This is a genomic window from Streptomyces sp. NPDC002144 (genome assembly GCF_053593695.1).
In genome coordinates this window covers 49,799-67,693 of sequence record NZ_JBSFDB010000022.1, presented here as the reverse complement: position 1 = coordinate 67,693, position 17,895 = coordinate 49,799, and the positions used below count along the sequence as shown (strand labels likewise).

General features: G+C 72.7%; 19 protein-coding genes. 5 read left to right on the top strand and 14 right to left on the bottom strand.

The features are described 5' to 3' along the window. Positions 1-304: 304 nt before the first annotated feature. The 3 genes from ACWCQ1_RS29650 to ACWCQ1_RS29640 form a co-directional block, all read right to left on the bottom strand. Positions 305-1,492 (bottom strand): ROK family transcriptional regulator, encoded by a 1,188-nt coding sequence (locus ACWCQ1_RS29650; RefSeq protein ID WP_358603739.1) that lies wholly within the window; start codon positions 1,490-1,492, stop codon positions 305-307. An 87-nt stretch (positions 1,493-1,579) separates the two neighbouring features. After that, positions 1,580-2,242 (bottom strand): response regulator transcription factor, encoded by a 663-nt coding sequence (locus ACWCQ1_RS29645; RefSeq protein ID WP_133047572.1) that lies wholly within the window; start codon positions 2,240-2,242, stop codon positions 1,580-1,582. A 14-nt stretch (positions 2,243-2,256) separates the two neighbouring features. Continuing rightward, entirely contained in the window at positions 2,257-3,417 is a 1,161-nt protein-coding gene (locus tag ACWCQ1_RS29640; RefSeq protein WP_451027761.1) for a sensor histidine kinase, read from the bottom strand. 108 nt (positions 3,418-3,525) lie between these two features. Here ACWCQ1_RS29640 and ACWCQ1_RS29635 point away from each other — a divergent pair, with 108 nt between their 5' ends. The 3 genes from ACWCQ1_RS29635 to ACWCQ1_RS29625 are packed head-to-tail and all read left to right on the top strand — an operon-like array spanning position 3,526 to position 5,626. Next, the gene (locus ACWCQ1_RS29635) at positions 3,526-4,446 is read left to right on the top strand and encodes an ATP-binding cassette domain-containing protein (protein WP_451027760.1); all 921 of its coding nucleotides are present in this window, start codon (positions 3,526-3,528) and stop codon (positions 4,444-4,446) included. 2 nt (positions 4,447-4,448) lie between these two features. Then, positions 4,449-5,171, top strand: coding sequence for an ABC transporter permease (locus ACWCQ1_RS29630; RefSeq protein ID WP_451027759.1), 723 nt, complete (start codon positions 4,449-4,451; stop codon positions 5,169-5,171). A gap of 41 nt (positions 5,172-5,212) precedes the next feature. After that, positions 5,213-5,626, top strand: a complete 414-nt coding sequence (locus ACWCQ1_RS29625) for a hypothetical protein (RefSeq protein ID WP_451027758.1) — start codon at positions 5,213-5,215, stop codon at positions 5,624-5,626. On the opposite strand, the gene mug is transcribed toward ACWCQ1_RS29625, so the two are convergent. The 9 genes from mug to ACWCQ1_RS29580 form a co-directional block, all read right to left on the bottom strand. After that, entirely contained in the window at positions 5,604-6,176 is a 573-nt protein-coding gene (mug, locus tag ACWCQ1_RS29620) for a G/U mismatch-specific DNA glycosylase (RefSeq protein WP_133047640.1), read from the bottom strand. The genes ACWCQ1_RS29625 and mug overlap by 23 nt on opposite strands. Further along, positions 6,173-7,615, bottom strand: a complete 1,443-nt coding sequence (gene purB / locus ACWCQ1_RS29615; RefSeq protein ID WP_451027757.1) for an adenylosuccinate lyase — start codon at positions 7,613-7,615, stop codon at positions 6,173-6,175. The genes mug and purB overlap by 4 nt, the downstream gene beginning before the upstream one ends. Before the next feature lie 73 nt (positions 7,616-7,688). Beyond that, on the bottom strand, positions 7,689-8,030 hold the full coding sequence (locus ACWCQ1_RS29610; RefSeq protein WP_133047578.1) for a DUF4326 domain-containing protein: 342 nt from the start codon (positions 8,028-8,030) through the stop codon (positions 7,689-7,691). A 6-nt stretch (positions 8,031-8,036) separates the two neighbouring features. Then, positions 8,037-8,819, bottom strand: coding sequence for an SGNH/GDSL hydrolase family protein (locus tag ACWCQ1_RS29605; RefSeq protein ID WP_133047579.1), 783 nt, complete (start codon positions 8,817-8,819; stop codon positions 8,037-8,039). A gap of 63 nt (positions 8,820-8,882) precedes the next feature. Continuing rightward, positions 8,883-9,896: a hemolysin family protein gene (locus tag ACWCQ1_RS29600; RefSeq protein WP_133047580.1), complete on the bottom strand. Its 1,014-nt coding sequence runs from the start codon at positions 9,894-9,896 to the stop codon at positions 8,883-8,885. Beyond that, positions 9,893-11,236 (bottom strand): hemolysin family protein, encoded by a 1,344-nt coding sequence (locus ACWCQ1_RS29595; protein ID WP_451027756.1) that lies wholly within the window; start codon positions 11,234-11,236, stop codon positions 9,893-9,895. Before ACWCQ1_RS29595 ends, ACWCQ1_RS29600 begins: the two co-directional genes overlap by 4 nt. Positions 11,237-11,413: 177 nt before the next feature. After that, the gene (locus ACWCQ1_RS29590; protein ID WP_451027755.1) at positions 11,414-11,839 is read right to left on the bottom strand and encodes a GNAT family N-acetyltransferase; all 426 of its coding nucleotides are present in this window, start codon (positions 11,837-11,839) and stop codon (positions 11,414-11,416) included. Positions 11,840-12,139: 300 nt separating this feature from the next. Continuing rightward, positions 12,140-14,707, bottom strand: a complete 2,568-nt coding sequence (locus ACWCQ1_RS29585) for an ABC transporter permease (protein WP_451027754.1) — start codon at positions 14,705-14,707, stop codon at positions 12,140-12,142. Between the two features lie 4 nt (positions 14,708-14,711). Continuing rightward, positions 14,712-15,536 carry an ABC transporter ATP-binding protein gene (locus ACWCQ1_RS29580; RefSeq protein ID WP_451027753.1) on the bottom strand — a complete coding sequence of 275 codons (825 nt, stop codon included), beginning with the start codon at positions 15,534-15,536 and terminating at the stop codon, positions 14,712-14,714. A gap of 205 nt (positions 15,537-15,741) precedes the next feature. Here ACWCQ1_RS29580 and ACWCQ1_RS29575 point away from each other — a divergent pair, with 205 nt between their 5' ends. Both ACWCQ1_RS29575 and ACWCQ1_RS29570 read left to right on the top strand, forming a co-directional pair. Beyond that, a complete protein-coding gene (locus ACWCQ1_RS29575; RefSeq protein WP_133047585.1) occupies positions 15,742-15,981 on the top strand; it encodes a toxin-antitoxin system HicB family antitoxin in 240 nt (79 codons plus the stop codon). Positions 15,982-15,985: 4 nt separating this feature from the next. After that, on the top strand, positions 15,986-16,360 hold the full coding sequence (locus ACWCQ1_RS29570) for a fic family toxin-antitoxin system, toxin component (protein WP_451027752.1): 375 nt from the start codon (positions 15,986-15,988) through the stop codon (positions 16,358-16,360). On the opposite strand, the gene ACWCQ1_RS29565 is transcribed toward ACWCQ1_RS29570, so the two are convergent. After that, the gene (locus tag ACWCQ1_RS29565) at positions 16,361-17,068 is read right to left on the bottom strand and encodes a class I SAM-dependent methyltransferase (RefSeq protein ID WP_358603768.1); all 708 of its coding nucleotides are present in this window, start codon (positions 17,066-17,068) and stop codon (positions 16,361-16,363) included. Between the two features lie 103 nt (positions 17,069-17,171). Then, positions 17,172-17,894: a dethiobiotin synthase gene (gene bioD / locus ACWCQ1_RS29560; RefSeq protein WP_451027751.1), complete on the bottom strand. Its 723-nt coding sequence runs from the start codon at positions 17,892-17,894 to the stop codon at positions 17,172-17,174. Position 17,895: the final 1 nt, after the last annotated feature.

Sequence of the window (17,895 nt, the reverse complement as noted above, 5' to 3'; positions counted from 1 at the left end):
CGCTCGGGGGCACGCGGGTGCTGCGCTCGCGTTCGGTGCTTGCGGGTGCCGTGCTTGCGGCTCGGCGCCGGCGCCGAGCGGCGAGAGGCCGGGGCGTCGCCCCAGTCGGCGTCGGATGCGGCGTGGCCGCCCTGAGCCGCCGTATGGCCCTGTGGCTGGCGCGCCCCCGGGTGTTACTGCCGCTGCGGCTGGGATGCCTGCTGCTGGCGGTGCTGGCGGTGCTGGCGGTGCTGGCGGTGCTGTTGCTCCCGCTGTGGCGTCCGGTGCCGCAGGAGCCCAGTGCCTCAGGGCATCCGCAGGTCTGTCACGGGCCCAGGGCCTTGCCCGGGCCGGGGCCGCGGCGGGCTGTTGCTGTGGCCTCTACCGCGAAGAGCTGTTCCTCCACGTGGTCGAGGGCCAGACGGAGGGCTCCTGTCGCCACCGCGGCCTCGCCCAGGAGGGAGAGGGTCACCTTCGGGGGACGGAGGCAGTAGCGGGCCAGTTCGCGGCGCAGGGGATCCAGGACGCCGTCGAGGCCGGCCGCCCATCCGCCGATGACGACGAGCTCGGGGTCGAGGGCGAGGACCAGGGCGGCGACGTCGTGGACGAGGCGCTGGATGAAGCGTTCGACGGCGGCACGGGCCCGCTGGTCGCCCTCCCGGGCCTGCGCGAAGACCTTGGCGACGGCCTGCTCGTCGAGGGGATGCAGGGGCTCGTCGGTCGTGGACAGCAGCGTCTCCGGCGTGGCCTCACGGCCCAGCAGATGCAGCGCGCCGATCTCCCCGGCCGCCCCGCCGAACCCCCGGTGCAGCTGCCCCCCGATCAGCGAACCGGCCCCCGGGCTCAGCCCCGCCAGCACGAACACCACGTCGTCGGACTCGGTGGCCGCCCCCTTCCAGTGCTCGGCGACCGCCGCCGCGTTCGCGTCGTTCTCCACCAGCACCGGACACTTGAAGGACCGGCTCAGCCGCTCTCCGAGGTGCAGCCCCGTCCACTCGGGCAGCGCGGCACACAGCCGTACCGTGCCGTCGCCTTCGACGATCCCCGGTGAGGCGACCCCCACCGCCCGCAGCGAACTGCGCGGCACCCCCGCCCGCCGCAGCAGCTCGGCGACCGCGGTACGCAGCCGCTCCAGACGTTCGTCGGCCGGCGCAGACTCGTCGACGTCCTTCGAAACCGCGCCCAGCACCCGCCCGTCCAGGTCGGCGAGGAGCGCCGCCACGCGATGGGAACCGATGTCCAGGCCCAGCAGATGTCCCGCCTCGGCCCGGAAACGGAACCTGCGCGCGGGCCGCCCCTGACGCCGGATCACGCTCTCGTCCGGGGCCTTCTCGACGACGTACCCCGCCTCGATCAGCCCTTCGACGACGCCTTCGACGGTCGGCCGGGACAACCCGGTCACCCGGGTGATCTCGGTGAGCGTCGCGCAGTCCGTGGCGCGCAGCGCGTGCAGCACCACCGCGGAGTTGATCCTTCGCAGCAGCGAGGGATCCCCGCCGGTCAGCCGCCCCACGGTCCGTCCTCCCAGCTCGTGCGCGTGTTGGCCGGATGGTACTCGTCGTGGCGGAACCCGGCGAGTGCCGGTGTCCCAAGGGGCACGTCATCCCGGCGCCACGAACCCCGACTCGTACGCGGCGATCACGGCCTGGGTGCGGTCCCGCGCCCCCAACTTCGCCAGGACGCCGCTGACATGCGACTTCACCGTCTCCGTGCCGACGACCAGCCGGGCGGCGATCTCGGCGTTCGACAGCCCCCGGGCCATCAGCCGCAGCACCTCCGCCTCCCGCTCGGTCAGCCGCGCCCGCTCCAGCACCGCCCGCGCCTCCTGGTTCCCGCCGGCGTCACCGTGGGCGGCGGCCAGCCGCCGTACCGAGGCCGGGAACAGCAGCGACTCGCCCTCGGCGACCAACCGCACCGCGTGCACGATCTCGGCCGGCCGCGCCCGTTTCAGCAGGAACCCGTCGGCTCCGGCGCGCAGCGCCTCGTACACGTACTCGTCGTTCTCGAAGGTCGTCACGACGACGATCTTCGGCGGGTCGTCGACCGTGCGCAGTACCGCGCGCGTGGCCTCGATCCCGTCCATCAGCGGCATCCGCACGTCCATGGCGACCACGTCGGGCCGCAGTCGCCGTACCAGCGGGATCACCGCCGCGCCGTCGGCCGCCTCTCCCACCACCTCGATGTCGGGCTGCGCCTCCAGCACGGCCCGCAGACCGGCCCGGACGAGGGGCTCGTCGTCGACGAGGAGAACGGTCACCGGCATCCGGCCAGCGTAGATCAACTGACTGGCAGCTCCACCCGTACCTGCCAGTCGCCCTCGTCGGGCCCGGTGCGTGCACGGCCGCCGAGCAGCGCCGCGCGCTCGCGCATCCCGCGCAGCCCGCTGCCCCGGCCCGGACCGGACACACCGGCGGGCAGCGGATTGCGGACCTGCAGGGTGAGCATCCCGTCCGTGACCTCGACGCGGACGCGGACGCGCACGGGGACGGCACCCGCGTGCCGCAGCACATTGGTCAGGGCCTCCTGGAGGATGCGGTAGCCCTCGCGGGAGACGGGGCCCGGTATCGACTCCAGCGGACCGGAGACGTCGGCGTCGACCTTGGCGCCGGACCCGCGAGCGGACTCCAGCAGCCGGTCCGCCTCCGCCAGCGTGGGCCTGCCGCTCACCGGCCGCTCCGCCTCCCGCAGCACGGCGAGCACCCGCTCCAGGTCCTCCAGCGCGGCGCGCCCGGTGTCCTCGATGGCGGCGAGCGCCCGGCCGGTGAACTCCGGGTCGCCCGCGGCACGGGCGGCGCCCGCCTGGACCACGGCCACCGTGAGGGCGTGCCCGATGGAGTCGTGCAGTTCGCGCGCGATGCGGTTGCGCTCCAGGAGCTGCTCGGTGCGCGCCTCCAGGGCCTCGAGACGCTCGGCCGCGGAGGGACCGAGGAGCCGGCGTGCGACGGCGGTGACGACCTCGCCCAGGCCGACGACGACCCCGTACAGGGCGATGAGCGGGAGGGGCGCCAACAGGGCGTACGCCCAGTGGGGTTGGGCCTGGTCGAGGACCGGGATGTCGTCGGGGACGCGTCCGCGGGCCGTCCCGACCAGTTCGAAGGTGAGTATCGGCAGCCAGACGCAGGCGAACGCCACCGGTACTCCCAGCGCCATCCGCACCTCCAGCCACAGCACCGTGCGCAGCCGGTCCCGCCACGTCGTCGCCGGGCCCACCGCGATCCCCGGGTCCTGCCCACCGGGCGTCAGCAGCAGCCGTGCCTGCACCCCTTCGCCGATGCGCACCGCCGGAACGAGACCGACCGGGACCAGCACGGCCGCCGGTACCCACCACCTCGACATGTCGACGTACAGCCACACGCTGACGACCAGCATCGGCACCCACAGGTGCAGCAGGCGTGTGTACGTCGTCCCCCGGAGCAACGGGCGCAGAAAGCGGGCCATTTCGTCATCGTGCCAGCCGCCACCGACACCGGACCTCCCCCGGGCGGGGGAGACGAACGCCACCCGCGGGGGAGGTGACCGCCTCGTCCCGGCGGCCACGCTGCCGCCATGACCAGCATCGACGTCCACGACCTCACCAAGGACCACGGCACCCGGCGCGCCGTCGACCACCTCACCTTCCGCGTCCGCCCCGGCCGGGTCACCGGCTTCCTCGGCCCCAACGGCGCCGGAAAGACCACCACCATGCGGCTGGTGCTCGGTCTCGACCACCCCACGTCGGGCACCGCCACCATCGGCGGCCGCCGCTACACCGAACTCGGCGAACCCCTGCGCCACGTCGGCGCGCTGCTCGACGCGCGGGCCGCGCACGGCTCCCGCACCGGACGCGACCATCTGCGCGTCCTGGCGGCCGGCAACCGCATCCCGGGGCGGCGGGCCGACGAGGTGCTGGAGGAGACGGGGCTGGCACCGGTCGCCGGGCGCCGGGTGCGGACGTACTCGCTCGGCATGCGGCAGCGCCTCGGCATCGCGGCCGCCCTGCTCGGCGACCCCGCCGTGGTCCTGCTCGACGAACCCGCCAACGGCCTCGACCCCGAAGGCATCATCTGGATCCGCGCATTGCTGCGCCGGCTCGCGAAGGAGGGCCGTACGGTCCTGGTCTCCAGCCATCTGATGAACGAGACCGCGTCCTTCGCCGACGACCTCCTGGTCCTCGGACGCGGACGACTGCTCGCGGACACTCCCATGCGGGAGTTCATCGACACGCGCGTGCGGCCCCGGGTGCGGATCCGCACGACCGACCCCACGGCACTCACGACCGCCCTCGCGCACCACGGCCACGAAGCCGTCGAGCAGGGGGAGGGGCACTGGACGGTGGAGCACGCGCGCGTGGACGACATCGGCCGCCTCCTCTCCGCCGCCGGCGTCCCGATCCTCGAACTCGCGGCGGAGGAGGGCACCTTGGAGCAGGCCTATCTGGACCTGACGGGAACCGAGGCCGAGTTCACCGCACCAACCCAGGAGGCCTGACCATGGCGTTCACACCCGTGCTCCACTCCGAGTGGCTGAAGATCCGTACCCTCCGGTCGCTCGTCGCCGCTCTGTGCGCCGTCCTGCCGGCCACCGCCCTCTTCGCCGCGCTCGCCGCGACCGACAGCGACGGGGCCGACTTCGACCCGCTGTTCTCGGTGTTCTTCGGTGTCAACTTCGGGCAGATCGCCGCGATCGCCTTCGGTACGACGGCGGTGGCGGCCGAGTTCCGGGGCGGCGCGCTGCACGCCACGCTGGCCGCGGTGCCGTGGCGGGGACGGTGGTTCGCGGCCAAGGCGGTCGCCGTCGCCGTTCCCGTGCTGGGGGTGGGGCTGGTCACCGGTGGTGTGAGCCTTGCGGTCGGGGAGGCGGCGCTGGGGGCGGAGGCGGACGGGCTGACGTGGAGCGAAGAGGTGCGCGGAGTCGTCGGCTGTGCGGTCTATCTGACGCTGATGGCTCTGCTGGCGGCCGGACTGACCGCCCTGCTGCGCAGCGGTGTCGCGACACTAAGCGTCCTGATCCCGTTCCTGCTCATCGTCTCGTTCGTGGTCGGGGACATGTCCGGCACGGTGGCGGACGTCCTCCCGGACCGGGCGGGCCAGGCGGTCCTCCACGCCGACGGCGGCGGTCTCCTCGGACCGTGGGGCGGGCCGGCGGTGACGGCGTTGTGGGCGACGGCCGCGCTGGTGGCGGGAGCGTGGAGCGTTCGACGCCGGGACGCCTGACGCCTCACCAATTGTCAGTGGTGGCGGCAATACTGGATCACATGGACATCGTGAGGGACCTCGCCGTGCTCGACCTGCTGTGTGTCCAGGACTTCCCCACGGAACACGGCAGTACGGAGATGGGCTGCGGCGGGCCCGGATACTTCGTGGTCCCGTTAGGGCCGGTCACCTGGCCGAGCCCGGAGGACATGTACGCCTACGAGGTGGCGATGATCCAGCGGCTCAACGAACGCCTGGGCGCGCACGACCACTGGGGGACGACGACGCTCAGGGAACGCCTCATACGCGGCGAGGAGATAGCCCAGCCGTGGGCGAAGCTCGGCGTGCTGGTGGACGACCTGCGCACCTGGCCGGCCGGCCGGACCGGGCGCTGGATCACCCTGACCGTCTCCGACCGGGAGGATGCCGACGCGGCCCGACTGCTCGCCGCGGTCACCGACGCCGAAGGGCCCTGACCGGCTGACCCTCCGCCGCCACCCGGAGCCTCGCGAACTCCTCGGCCATCGTCTGCGCCGTCCAATGCGCGTTCAGCCCGCTCGGATTCGGCAGCACCCACACGCGCGTGTCCCCGATCACCCGGTCCTGCGGCCCCACTTGGGCCTTGCGGTCGTCGAAGGCCGCCCGGTACGCGGTCACCCCCACCACCGCCAGCCAGCGGGGCCTCAGCCGCGCCACCTTCAGCGCCAACTGCCGCCCGCCCTCCCGGTACTCCTCCGCGCTCAGCTCGTCCGCCCGCGCGGTCGCCCGCGCCACGACGTTCGTGATGCCGAGCCCGTACGACAGCAACTCCCCCTGCTCCGCGGGCTTCAGCAGCCGGGGCGTGAAGCCCGACAGGTGCAGCACCGGCCAGAACCGGTTGCCGGGGCGGGCGAAGTGATGGCCCGTCGCCGCCGTCATCAGGCCGGGGTTGATGCCGCAGAACAGGACATGGAGGCCGTCCGCGACCACGTCCGGGACGAGACGGTCGCGCGCGGCCTCCAGTTCCTCCTGGGTGAAGCGGGTCAGAGGATCGCCCCCGGCGTGTAGCCCGCGGCCTCCGGGTGCTGCTTGACGATCTCCTCGACGCGGCCGACGACCGCGGCGACCTGGGCGGCCGCGGCGCCGGTGAAGGACAGCTTGTCGGCCATCAGCGCGTCCAGCCGGGCACGGTCGAGGGGGATGCGCTCGTCGGCGGCCAGCTTGTCGAGCAGTTCGTTGCGCTCGGCGCCCTGCTCGCGCATCGCCAGCGCGGAGGCGACGGCGTTCTCCTTGATGGCCTCGTGCGCGACCTCGCGGCCCACACCGGCACGCACCGCGCCCATGAGGACCTTGGTCGTGGCGAGGAAGGGAAGGTAGCGGTCCAGCTCGCGCGCGACCACCGCCGGGAACGCGCCGAACTCGTCCAGGACCGTCAGGAACGTCTCCAGCAGCCCGTCCAGCGCGAAGAAGGCGTCCGGCAGGGCCACCCGGCGCACCACCGAGCAGGAGACGTCCCCCTCGTTCCACTGGTCGCCCGCCAGCTCGCCGGTCATGGAGGCGTAGCCGCGCAGGACGACCATGAGGCCGTTGACGCGCTCGCAGGACCGCGTGTTCATCTTGTGCGGCATCGCGGAGGAACCGACCTGGCCCGGCTTGAAGCCCTCGGTCACCAGCTCGTGCCCGGCCATCAGCCGGATCGTCTTGGCGAGCGAGGAGGGAGCGGCGGCCAGCTGGACCAGGGCGGTGACGACCTCGTAGTCCAGTGAGCGCGGGTAGACCTGGCCGACCGAGGTGAACGCCTGCGAGAAGCCGAGGTGTCCGGCGATCCGGTTCTCCAGCTCGGCGAGCTTGGCCGCGTCGCCGCCCAGCAGGTCCAGCATGTCCTGCGCCGTGCCGACCGGGCCCTTGATGCCGCGCAGCGGGTAACGGCCCAGCAGCTCCTCGACCCTGCCGTACGCCACGAGCAGTTCGTCGGCGGCCGTCGCGAACCGCTTGCCCAGCGTGGTGGCCTGCGCGGCGACGTTGTGCGAGCGGCCGGCCATGACCAGCTCGCCGTACTCGCCGGCCAGCTTGCCCAGGCGGGCGAGGACGGCCACGGTGCGGTCGCGCATCAGCTCCAGCGACAGCCGGATCTGCAGCTGCTCCACGTTCTCGGTGAGGTCGCGGGAGGTCATGCCCTTGTGCACGTGCTCGTGCCCGGCGAGGTCGTTGAACTCCTCGATCCGCGCCTTCACGTCGTGCCGCGTGACCTTCTCGCGCTCGGCGATGGAGGCCAGGTCGACGGTGTCGAGGACGCGCTCGTAGTCGGCGATCGCCGCGTCCGGCACCTCGATGCCGAGATCCTTCTGGGCCCGCAGCACGGCGAGCCAGAGCTGCCGCTCCAGCCTCACCTTCTGCTCGGGCGACCAGAGCGTGGCGAGCTCGGCGGAGGCGTAGCGTCCGGCGAGGACGTTCGGGATGCGGGGCTTGGCGGGAGCGGAAGTCACGTGGATGGATTCTACTGGCGATTCGTGCAGGCCAGCGCCGCGGCCCGGTTCGTCGGATGCTACGAGACCGGCGTCACGGTGCGGCATCGGCGAGTTCCGCCAGCACGTCCGCGTGGCACAGCTCGGGCGCGCACCAGCAGGCCAGCGTGCGGCCGTGCAGCTCCGGCACCAGGTCCAGCAGCTCGGGACGCTCCAGCAGATACGCCCGGTACATCGCCATCACCTCCGCGCGGGTGCCGTCCCGGCGGCGCCCGGAGGTGTCGTACGCGAAGGGGTTGGAGAGCGGGTGCCGGGGCAGGTCCCAGCCGCCCAGGGTCCAGCGGCGGCCGACGTAGACGAGGTCCTCGGGGGCGAGTTCCAGCCGGGGGCCGAAGTCGTGGATGCGGCCCCTGAGGTTGATCACTCGCGTCACCATGAGCGTCTACGCCCCCGGGCCCTCGTAGGGCAGCAGGTCGGGGCGCTTGGCGGGGCGGCCGTCACCCGAGGAGCGGCCCGTCAGGCGGCGGCCGATCCACGGCAGCAGGTGCTGCCGGGCGAACCGCGCGTCCGCGATGCGCCGGGCGAGCCAGCCGGGCGGCACGGTGGCCGGTATCGGCGTGCGCCACTCGGTGTCCTCGGGGTCGTAGCCGAGCCCCTGCCAGACCGCCTCGGCGACCCTGCGGTGCCCCTCGGCCGTCAGGTGCAGCCGGTCCACGTCCCACAGCCGCGGATCGCTCAGCGAGGGCGCCCCGTACAGGTCGACGACCAGGGCGCCGTGCCGTGCCGCCAGCTTGTCGACGGTGGCGAACAGTTCCTCCATGCGCGGCCGGAACCGCTCCAGGACCGGGCCCTGCCGGCCGGGGCTGCGCATCAGCACCAGCTGCTCGCAGGACGGCGCCAGCCGCTCCACCGCCTCCGTCAGCAGCCCTCGGACGCGGCCCATGTCGCACTTCGGCCGCAGGGTGTCGTTGAGGCCGCCGACCAGGGTGATCACATCGGGCCGCATGGCCGCCGCCACGTCGACCTGCTCCTCGACGATCTGCCCGATCAGTTTGCCGCGCACGGCGAGGTTGGCGTACCGGAAACCGGGGGTCACGGCGGCCATCCGGCCGGCCAGGAGATCGGCCCAGCCCCGGTAGGAGCCGTCCGGGAGGAGGTCCGACATGCCCTCGGTGAAGGAGTCGCCGACCGCGACGAGGCTGGTGTACGTGGGGTTCTTCTGCATGGCGGTTGAGATGGTAACCCGCTTGCCATACCCGTCGGTCGGTCGGCCTCCCGGTGCCCGTGGTCAGGCGGGCTGTCCGAACAGCTCCCGCAGCACGTCCTCCATGGTCACCATCCCCTCCAGCCGCCCGTCGTCACCGAGCACGGCGGCGAGATGGGTACGGCTGCGGCGCATCGCCGTCAGGACGTCGTCCAGCGGGGTGGCCGCCCGTACGCGCGCGATGGGCCGCATGTCCCGCACCCGGAAGGGCACGTCCCGGCCGGCGGCGTCCAAGGCGTCCTTGACATGCAGATAGCCGGTGATCCGGCGGCCCTCGTCGACGACCGGGAAGCGCGAGAATCCCGACTCGGCCGACAGCCGCTCCAGCTCCTCCGGAGTGACCCCCACGCGCGCGTAGACGACGCGTTCCAGCGGCAGGACGACATCGCGCACCGGACGCCGGCCCAGTTCCAGGGCGTCGTTGAGCCGCTCCAGCGCACGGTCGTCGATCAGACCCGCCTCGCCCGAGTCCCGCACGATGCGGGCCAGCTCGGCGTCCGAGAAGGTCGCCGCGACCTCGTCCCTGGCCTCCACCCGCAGCAGCCTCAGCAGGACGTTGGCGAAGGCGTTGACCGTGAAGATCACCGGACGCAGGGCGCGGGACAGGGCGACCAGCGGCGGCCCGAGCAGCAGCGCGCTGCGCACCGGTTCGGCGAGCGCGACGTTCTTCGGCACCATCTCGCCGAGCAGCATGTGCAGATAGGTCGCCAGGGACAGAGCGATCACGAAGGACACCGCGTGCCCCGCGCCCTTGGACACGCCCACGGCGTGGAACACCGGCTCCAGCAGATGCGCGATGGCCGGCTCGGCGACGACACCGAGGACCAGGGTGCACAGCGTGATGCCGAGCTGGGCCGCCGCCAGCAGCGCGGACACGTGCTCCAGACCCCACAGCACGCTCCGGGCCCGCCGGTCGCCCTCCTCGGCGTGCGGTTCGATCTGGCTGCGGCGCACCGAGATCAGCGCGAACTCGGCGCCGACGAAGAAGGCGTTGACGACGAGCGTCAGAAGGCCGATCAGCAGCTGTACGGCGGTCACTTCCCACCCTCCTCGACGGTTCGGTCGGCGCTGTCGTCGAACGGCGCGTGCATCAGTACCCGCGCGGCCCGGCGCCCCGAGGCGTCCACCACGTCCAGCCGCCATCCGGCGACGTCGACGGTGTCGCCGGTGGCCGGGATGCGGCCGAGCTCGCTCGCGACGAGGCCGGCCAGCGTCTCGTACGGTCCCTCGGGCGCCCGGAGTCCGACGCGGGCGAGCTGGTCGACGCGGGCGGAGCCGTCGGCCGAGTACAGGGCCCGGCCGTCGTTGTCGCTGCCCGCCGGGGCGAGGTCGGGTGTCTCGTGCGGATCGTGCTCGTCGCGCACCTCGCCGACGACCTCCTCGACGATGTCCTCCAGGGTGGCCACGCCGGCGGTGCCGCCGTACTCGTCGATCACGACGGCCATGGTCCGCTTGCCGGACAGCCGGTCGAGCAGCCGGTCGACGGTGAGCGTCTCCGGGACGAGCAGCGGCTCGCGCATGATCTCGGAGACGGGTACGCGCAGACGACGGTCGGCTGGTATCGCCAGCACGTCCTTGATGTGCGCGGTGCCGACGACCGAGTCGAGGCCGCCGCGGTGGACGGGGAAGCGGGACAGCCCGGTCGCGCGGGTCGCGTTGGCCACGTCCTCGCAGGTGGCCTGGGCGTCCAGGGCGATGACCTGCACGCGCGGGGTCATCACGTTCTCCGCCGTCAGGTCGGCGAGGTTCAGGGTGCGTACGAACAGCTCCGCGGTGTCCGCCTCCAGGGCCCCCTCCCGCGCGGAGTGCCGGGCCAGCGCGGCCAGCTCCTGGGGGCCGCGCGCCGAGGCCAGCTCCTCGGCGGGCTCCAGGCCGAAGCGGCGCACCACGCGGTTGGCCGTGTTGTTGAGGTGGGCGATGAAGGGCCGGAAGGCCGCGCTGAACCAGCGCTGGGCGTTGCCCACCCGCTTGGCCATGGCCAGCGGCGAGGAGATGGCCCAGTTCTTGGGCACCAGCTCGCCGACGACCATCAGGAAGACGGTCGACAGGGCCGTACCGAGCACCAGGGCGATCGAGTCGGCCGCGGAGCGCGACAGACCCAGCGCCTGGATCGGGCCCGCGATCAGTTTGGCGATGGACGGTTCGGCGAGCATGCCGACGACCAGGTTGGTGACGGTGATGCCGAGCTGGGCGCCGGAGAGCTGGAACGTCAGGTTCCGTACGGCCTTCAGAGCGCCCGAGGCGCCCCGCTCGCCGCGCTCCGCGGCCCGCTCCAATTCGCCCCGCTCGACCGTGGTCAGGGAGAACTCGGCCGCGACGAAGGCGCCGCAGGCGAGCGAGAGCAGGATCGCCACCAGCAGCAGGAGCACTTCGGTCATCGGGTCACCTCCGTCCCATCGTCGGGCAGGGCGGGGAGGATCGCGCGATGTCGGACACTGCGCGTGCTACTGGGGGGCTCGCCCATGGGCGGACGCTCACACCTTTCATGCCGGACCGGGTGGTCCCCGATGCGGGGACCGAAGGGTCCTCCCATGGTAAAGGATGGGCAAAGTACCTCAGTCGGCGAAGGGCTTCACCCAGCGCCGCCACTGCTCCTGCGGCTCGTACCCGGCCGCGCGCCAGGCGTGATGCGCCGTCTCGTTGCGGACCAGCACCATCGCGTCCCCGCGCCGCCCGCCGAGCCGGACGAACCGCTCCTCGGCCGCCGCCAGCAACGCCGAGCCGATGCCCTGCCGGCGCCGCCCCGGATGCACCGCCAGCCGGTACAGATGACAGCGCCAGCCGTCGAAGCCCGCGATGACGGTCCCGACCAGTTCGCCGTCCTGCTCGGCCAGGATCAGCGCCTCGGAGTCACGGCCGACCAGCCGCTCCACGCCGTCCCGGTCGTCGCTGATGCTGGTGCCCTCGGCGGCCGTCTTCCAGAAGGCGAGGACGGTGTCGAGGTCGTCGGATGTCGCGGCTCGTGTGCGCGGTTCAGTCATACGGCGATCCCAGCACCGCCGACCGGCCGGGACACGGAATTCCACCATCCGGACGCTCAGCGCCCGCGCAGCCGGTCCATGACCGGGGCGAACGCCTCCAGCTCCAGCGTCTCTTCGACGGTCGTGTCGGGCACACGCCGACTGTCAGCGGCACAGGGGTTCCTCGGAGGCGAGCAGCCGCTCCAACGCCTCGACGGCGCACCGCAGCCAGAGGCCCGCGTGGAGCGGGGCCGATCAGGCCGATGCCGAAGCGGCACGTGCGGGGGATGAAAACTCCTCGTCGTCAGGACGGAGGCTCCCTCAGTCGTGGGCGATGGCCGCCAGCACGTTCATGCGCGACGCTCGCAACGCGGGCAGCAGGGCCGCCACGACACCCACCACCGCCGAGCCGATCACCACCGCGACGATCGTGCCCCAGGGGATGGCCAGCGCCTTCATGCCCTGCAGCGCCAGCACCTGCTGGGTGCACACGCCCCACACCAGACCGAGCGCGAGCCCGAGCACCGCGCCGAAGACCGCGATCACCACCGACTCCAGCCGGATCATCCGCCGCAACTGGCGCCGGGCGAGCCCGATGGCCCGCAGCAGGCCGATCTCCCGGGTGCGCTCCACCACCGACAGGGCGAGGGTGTTGACCACGCCGAGCACCGCGATGATGATCGCCAGTCCGAGCAGCGCGTACACCAGGTAGAGCAGCACGGCGATCTGGTCGTGGATCAGTTTCTTGTAGTCGGCCTGGTCGCGGACCTGGACCTGCGGATAGGGCTTGAGCGTGGTCTCCAGGTTCTTGCGCAGCTGGTCGGCGCTGGTGCCGGCGGCCTTGTCGACGTAGAGCACGGTGTCCTGCCCGCCCGGCACGTACTTCTCCACCGTGGCGATGCCGAAGTACAGCCCGCCCTGGGTGCCGAACCCGCTGGAGCCCTCCTGGTTGGTCAGGGCGCCGACCCGGACCCGGGTGGTCTGCCGGCCGGGGAACTCGACGGGCAGCACGCTGCCCAGCCGTACGTGGTGGTCGTCGGCGAACTTCGCGTCCATGGCGATGCCGCCGTCGGCCAGCGCGGACGCCGTGTCGCCCCGGGTGTAGGTGATGTGCGCGACCTCGTCGAGTCTCGGGTCGAAGCCCGCGGCCGTCGTCTCGACCCGCTTTCCGTCCGGCAGCCGTACCGCGACGGCCGTGAAGCGCTCCCGGACGACGAGACGGACGCCGTCCGTCGCCCGTACCTTGTCGGTGATCTCCTGGTTGAACGGCATGAAGTTGCTGTTCTGCACCATGAAGTCGGCGCCGAGCGTCTTGTCGATCTGCCGGTCGAAGGACTTGGACATGGAGGCGCTGGCCACCGACATCCCGCCCACGAGGGCGAGGCCCACCATGAGCGCGGCCGCGGTGGCGCCGGTACGGCGGGGGTTGCGCAGCGCGTTGCGCTGGCTCATCCGGCCGACCGAGCCGAACAGCGCGGGGAAGGCCCCGCCCAGCACCCGGATCATCGGCCGGACCAGAAGCGGTCCGGCGATCACGGTCGCGATGAGCGTCAGGACCACGCCGAGCCCCAGCAGGGAGGCCGCCGAGGCGGTCTTCGAGGACGCGGCGCAGCCCGCCAGCGCGGCCACCCCGAGCACCCCCACGACGGACCCGGCCACGGCACGGACCTTCAGGGGACGCCCGACGCCCGCCACCTCGGCGTCCGCCAGCGCCGCCATCGGGGACACACCGGCGGCGCGCCGTGCCGGGAGGTAGGCCGCGACGAAGGTGACGCCGACCCCGACGACGTACGCGGCGACCGGTGTCGCCCAGCCGACGACCATCTCGGCCGTGGTGAGGTTCATGCCGAAGGTGCTCATCAGCTTGATCAGCCCGGCGGCGAGCCCGATCCCGGCCGCCAGGCCCAGCGTCGAGCCGACCAGGCCCAGCAGCACCGCCTCGGTGAGCACGGAGCGGCGCACCTGCCGTCGGTCCGCGCCCAGGGCGCGCAGCAGGCCGAGTTCGCGGGTGCGCTGGGCGATCAGCATGGAGAAGGTGTTGACGATCAGGAAGACGCCGACCAGGACCGCGATGCCCGCGAAGCCGAGCATCACGTACTTGATGACGTCGAGGAAGCCGCCCAGTTGCGCCGCCGAGGACTTGGCCTGCTCAGCCGCCGTCCGCACGTCGTAGTCCCGGGTGCCGGTCAGGGCGGTGACGCGCTGCTTGAGCTGGGGGTCGGTCACGCCCTTCGCGGCGAACACGGAGATGCTCGTGGCCCGGTCGGGGGAGCCGAGCAGCTTGGCGGCGGCCACCTGGGGGTCGAGGTAGACCAGGGCGGCGCCCGGGTTGGTGGTGGTGAAGGTGGCGATCCCGACGACCCGGACGCGGAAGGTGCCGGGCTGGGCCATCACGGTGAGCGGGTCGCCGATCCGCACGTGCCTCTTGTCGGCGGTGTCCGCGTCGAGCAGCGCCTCGCCCGCGCCGTGCGGGGCATGACCGGAGGTCAGCCGCACGGGGCTGCGGTCGGTCAGGTACCAGTCCGTGGCGATGGTGGGTGCGCCGGTGGTCGGTCCCACCGACTTGTCGTGCCGGTCGACGATCGTGACGTTCTGGACGCCGACCTCCGCGTGGGTCGACCTGACCCCGTCGACCCGCGCCAGCCGCCGCGCCAGCTCGGCGGGCACGGTCCGGGTCTCGCCGGTTGGCACGGAGGACTTCAGGTCCTCCTTGGGGGAGACGGTGACGTCGGCGGCGGTGGAGTGGAAGAGCCGGTCGAAGGTGCGGGTCACCGTGTCCGAGAAGATCAGGCTGCCCGCGACGAAGGCCACGGACAGGATGATCGCGAGCGCCGAGAGCAGCAGCCGGCCCTTGTGCGCGAGGAAGCTCCGCAGCGTCGCCCTGAGCACCGGCCTACTCCCGTCCGTCCGTGTCCGTGCCCTCGTCCTTGTCGCCGAACTGGCTGCGGATGACGTCGAACCGCTTCATCCGCTCCAGTACGGCCTCCGCCGTGGGCCGCTCCATCTCGTCCACGATGCGTCCGTCGCCGAGGAAGAGCACCAGGTCGGAGTGGGCCGCGGCCCCCGGGTCGTGGGTGACCATGACGACGGTCTGCCCCAGCTCGTCGACGGCCTGGCGCAGAAAGGCGAGCACCTCCAGGCCGGCCCGTGAGTCCAGGTTGCCGGTCGGCTCGTCGGCGAAGATCAGCTCCGGTCGGGAGGCCAGCGCCCGTGCGCAGGCCACACGCTGCTGCTGGCCGCCGGACAGCTGCGAGGGCCGGTGCCTCAGCCGGTCGCGCAGACCGAGGGTGTCGATGACCTGGTCCAGCCACTTCTCGTCCGGCTTCTTGCCCGCGATGTCCATGGGCAGGGTGATGTTCTCGGCGGCGTTGAGCGTGGGGATGAGGTTGAACGACTGGAACATGAACCCGATCCGGTCCCGCCTCAGCCGGGTCAGCTCGCGCTCCTTCAGCCCCGTGATCTCGGTGTCACCGAGCCACACCTGACCCGCCGAGACCGTGTCCAGGCCCGCGAGGCAGTGCATCAGCGTGGACTTGCCGGAACCCGAGGGGCCCATGACGGCGGTGAAGCGGCCGCGCGCGATGTCCACGTCCACCGAGTCCAGGGCCAGCACCGTCGTCTCGCCCGAGCCGTACGCCTTGGTCAGCCCGCGGGCGCGGGCCGCGATCCGGTCGGCCGGCGCTTGGCCGGGGGCGTGCTCCGCAGCAGATGTGGACAAGGCCGCCTCCTCCTCAGGACGTGCCGACTCCGGCGTCCCGGCCGAGCGTAGTGTGATCCCGCCCACACCCGGTATCCCCCTTGCGGTCGGGCCGGTCTCCACCCCAGGTCGGGCCCCCGATACCGGTGTAAGGGGCATCCTCCACCCTGGGCAGGAGGGGCACGTGCCCCTTGCCGTGCTAGCACCTGGGCGCTAGCTTCGAGGTATGGCGAAGACGCAACTGAACGTGAGAGTGGACGAGGGCACCGCCCGCGCCGCCCGCGAGCGCGCCCTGGCCCGCGGGATGAGCGTCAACCGCTACATAGAGGAACTGGTCAGACAGGACACCGGCGAAGTGGGGCACACCTTCGTCGAGGCCGCGGCCGACTTCATGAAGCAGTACGAGTCGGTCTTCGCGGACGAGTTCGGCGGGGAGAACGAGGGCACACGCGAAGGTCGCCGCTGATCCCTTGAGCAACCTCAGAATCGACCTCGCCTGGCTTCTCATGCTCGCCGAACAGAACACGCCGGGGGATCCCCAGGTCACGGACTGGGGCGCCCTCATGGCCGCCGTCGCCCGCCACGAGGCGGAGATATTCGACGTGCCCGTCTACGACAGCCCGCACGCGCGCGCCGCCTCCCTGCTCCAACTCCTCATCCACGTCCCGGCGCTGGAGCGCTCCAACGCCCTGTTCGCCTCGGCCGTCGCCTACGCCTATCTCGTCGCCAGCGGCCTGAAGGTGGCCACCTCGCCCGTGCAGGTCCGCGAACTGGCCCGGCTGGTCAAGAGCGGCGAGGCGACGGTGTACGACATCGCCGCCGAGCTGCGTCAGTGGACGGTCTGATCACGTGTCCGCGGCCGCTTCCTCGGCCGCGGGCCGCCAGGCCGTGCCCAGCACGCAGTACGAGGTGGGCAGGGTCGGGCCGGACTCCGGCATCAGCAGCCGACGGTAGGGGCCGAGTTCGAACCCGGCGGCGCGCAGGGCGGCGACCGGGTCGCGGGCGAGGTGACAGCCGCCGTTGAGCGGTGGCCACAGCGTGCGGTCCAGGAGCCGCTGGGTGAGCGTCATCGCCGGACCGCCGCCCCGGCCGTGCTCGAAGAACCGCACGACTCCACCGGGCCGCAGCACCCGCCGCACCTCGCCCAGCGCCCTGGGCACGTCCCGCACGCTGCACAGCACCAGCGAGACCACCGCCGCGTCGAAGGCCTCGCTCTTGACGGGCAGCGCCTCCGCGGCGGCCGGCACGACGTCGACCGGCACCTCGGCGCGCAGGGCGTTCTCGACCGCCAACTGCCGCAGACTCCGCTCCGGTTCGAGGGCGACCACTTCCGACACGGTGCTCGGATAGTGCGCGAAGTTCAGCCCGTTCCCCGCGCCGATCTCGATGACGCGGCCCGACAGCCCCGCCAGCAGCCGGTCACGGATCGCGCCCATCCCCATCCGGGTCTCGGCCGAGACACTGACCCGGGCGTAGTAGCGGGCGAACAGCGGGTGGTGCACGGGATCCCGGGCCGCCTTCACGGAGCCGGAGCCGGGGGACCGTAGCGGCATGGGGACCTCCTCCGCAGGACGGGCCTTAGGGCGATTGTCCCCCGAACGGGCCCCGCGCACCCCCCTGCGGCGGGTCACCGGACGAAGTCGCGGACCCGATCCCCTACGGCCGGGGCGCCTCCCGCGTCCGGAACGCCGCCGCGTCCCAGGTGCCGTCCAGCCGTGACGCGAGCCAACCCGGTGCCTTCACGCGGAAGTCGGCCGGGGCGAGGGAGCCGGCGCCCATGGGGAGGGCGCCCAGCAGCGGGGCTCCGGCGACCTCCGGCAGGTCGGTGATGTTGCACCGCATCGCCAGATCGGGGGAGTCCGGCCAGCCGCCGATGACGACGCCGAGCAACTCCACGCTCCTGCGACGCAGTTCACGCGCCGTCAGTTCCGTGGTGTTGAGGGTGCCGAGACCGGCCGTCGCCACCACCAGCACCGGCGCCCGCAGCAGTTGCGCCGCGTCCGCCAGGGTCCCGCCCTCCTCGTCGAACCGCACGAGCAGTCCGCCGGCGCCCTCCACGAGCACCAGATCGTGCTCGGCGGCCAGCTTGGCGGCGCCCTCGGCGACGTCCTGCGGACGCACCGGCGTCATCCCGGCCCGTCGCGCGGCCGTCGCCGGCGCCAACGGCTCGGGAAAGCGGGCTAGTTCGGTCGCCGTCACGGCACCGGCGAGCCGGGCCACCTCGTCGGCGTCCCCGCGCTCGTCCGGCCGTACCCCCGTCTGCGCGGCCTTCAGCACCGCCACCGAGCGGCCGGCGGCGACCGCGGCGGCGGCGACCGCGGCCGTCGTGATCGTCTTGCCGACCTCGGTCCCCGTGCCTGTGATCACCAGTACCGGCATC

Excerpts from the sequence above, each read along its gene's own strand:
- ACWCQ1_RS29645 (WP_133047572.1), bottom strand. The coding sequence starts at position 2,242 with ATGCCGGTGACCGTTCTCCTCGTCGACGACGAGCCCCTCGTCCGGGCC.
- ACWCQ1_RS29640 (WP_451027761.1), bottom strand. The coding sequence starts at position 3,417 with ATGGCCCGCTTTCTGCGCCCGTTGCTCCGGGGGACGACGTACACACGC.
- ACWCQ1_RS29635 (WP_451027760.1), top strand. The coding sequence starts at position 3,526 with ATGACCAGCATCGACGTCCACGACCTCACCAAGGACCACGGCACCCGG.
- ACWCQ1_RS29630 (WP_451027759.1), top strand. The coding sequence starts at position 4,449 with ATGGCGTTCACACCCGTGCTCCACTCCGAGTGGCTGAAGATCCGTACC.
- ACWCQ1_RS29625 (WP_451027758.1), top strand. The coding sequence starts at position 5,213 with ATGGACATCGTGAGGGACCTCGCCGTGCTCGACCTGCTGTGTGTCCAG.
- ACWCQ1_RS29610 (WP_133047578.1), bottom strand. The coding sequence starts at position 8,030 with ATGGTGACGCGAGTGATCAACCTCAGGGGCCGCATCCACGACTTCGGC.
- ACWCQ1_RS29605 (WP_133047579.1), bottom strand. The coding sequence starts at position 8,819 with ATGCAGAAGAACCCCACGTACACCAGCCTCGTCGCGGTCGGCGACTCC.
- ACWCQ1_RS29595 (WP_451027756.1), bottom strand. The coding sequence starts at position 11,236 with ATGACCGAAGTGCTCCTGCTGCTGGTGGCGATCCTGCTCTCGCTCGCC.
- ACWCQ1_RS29590 (WP_451027755.1), bottom strand. The coding sequence starts at position 11,839 with ATGACTGAACCGCGCACACGAGCCGCGACATCCGACGACCTCGACACC.
- ACWCQ1_RS29575 (WP_133047585.1), top strand. The coding sequence starts at position 15,742 with ATGGCGAAGACGCAACTGAACGTGAGAGTGGACGAGGGCACCGCCCGC.
- ACWCQ1_RS29565 (WP_358603768.1), bottom strand. The coding sequence starts at position 17,068 with ATGCCGCTACGGTCCCCCGGCTCCGGCTCCGTGAAGGCGGCCCGGGAT.
- bioD (WP_451027751.1), bottom strand. The coding sequence starts at position 17,894 with ATGCCGGTACTGGTGATCACAGGCACGGGGACCGAGGTCGGCAAGACG.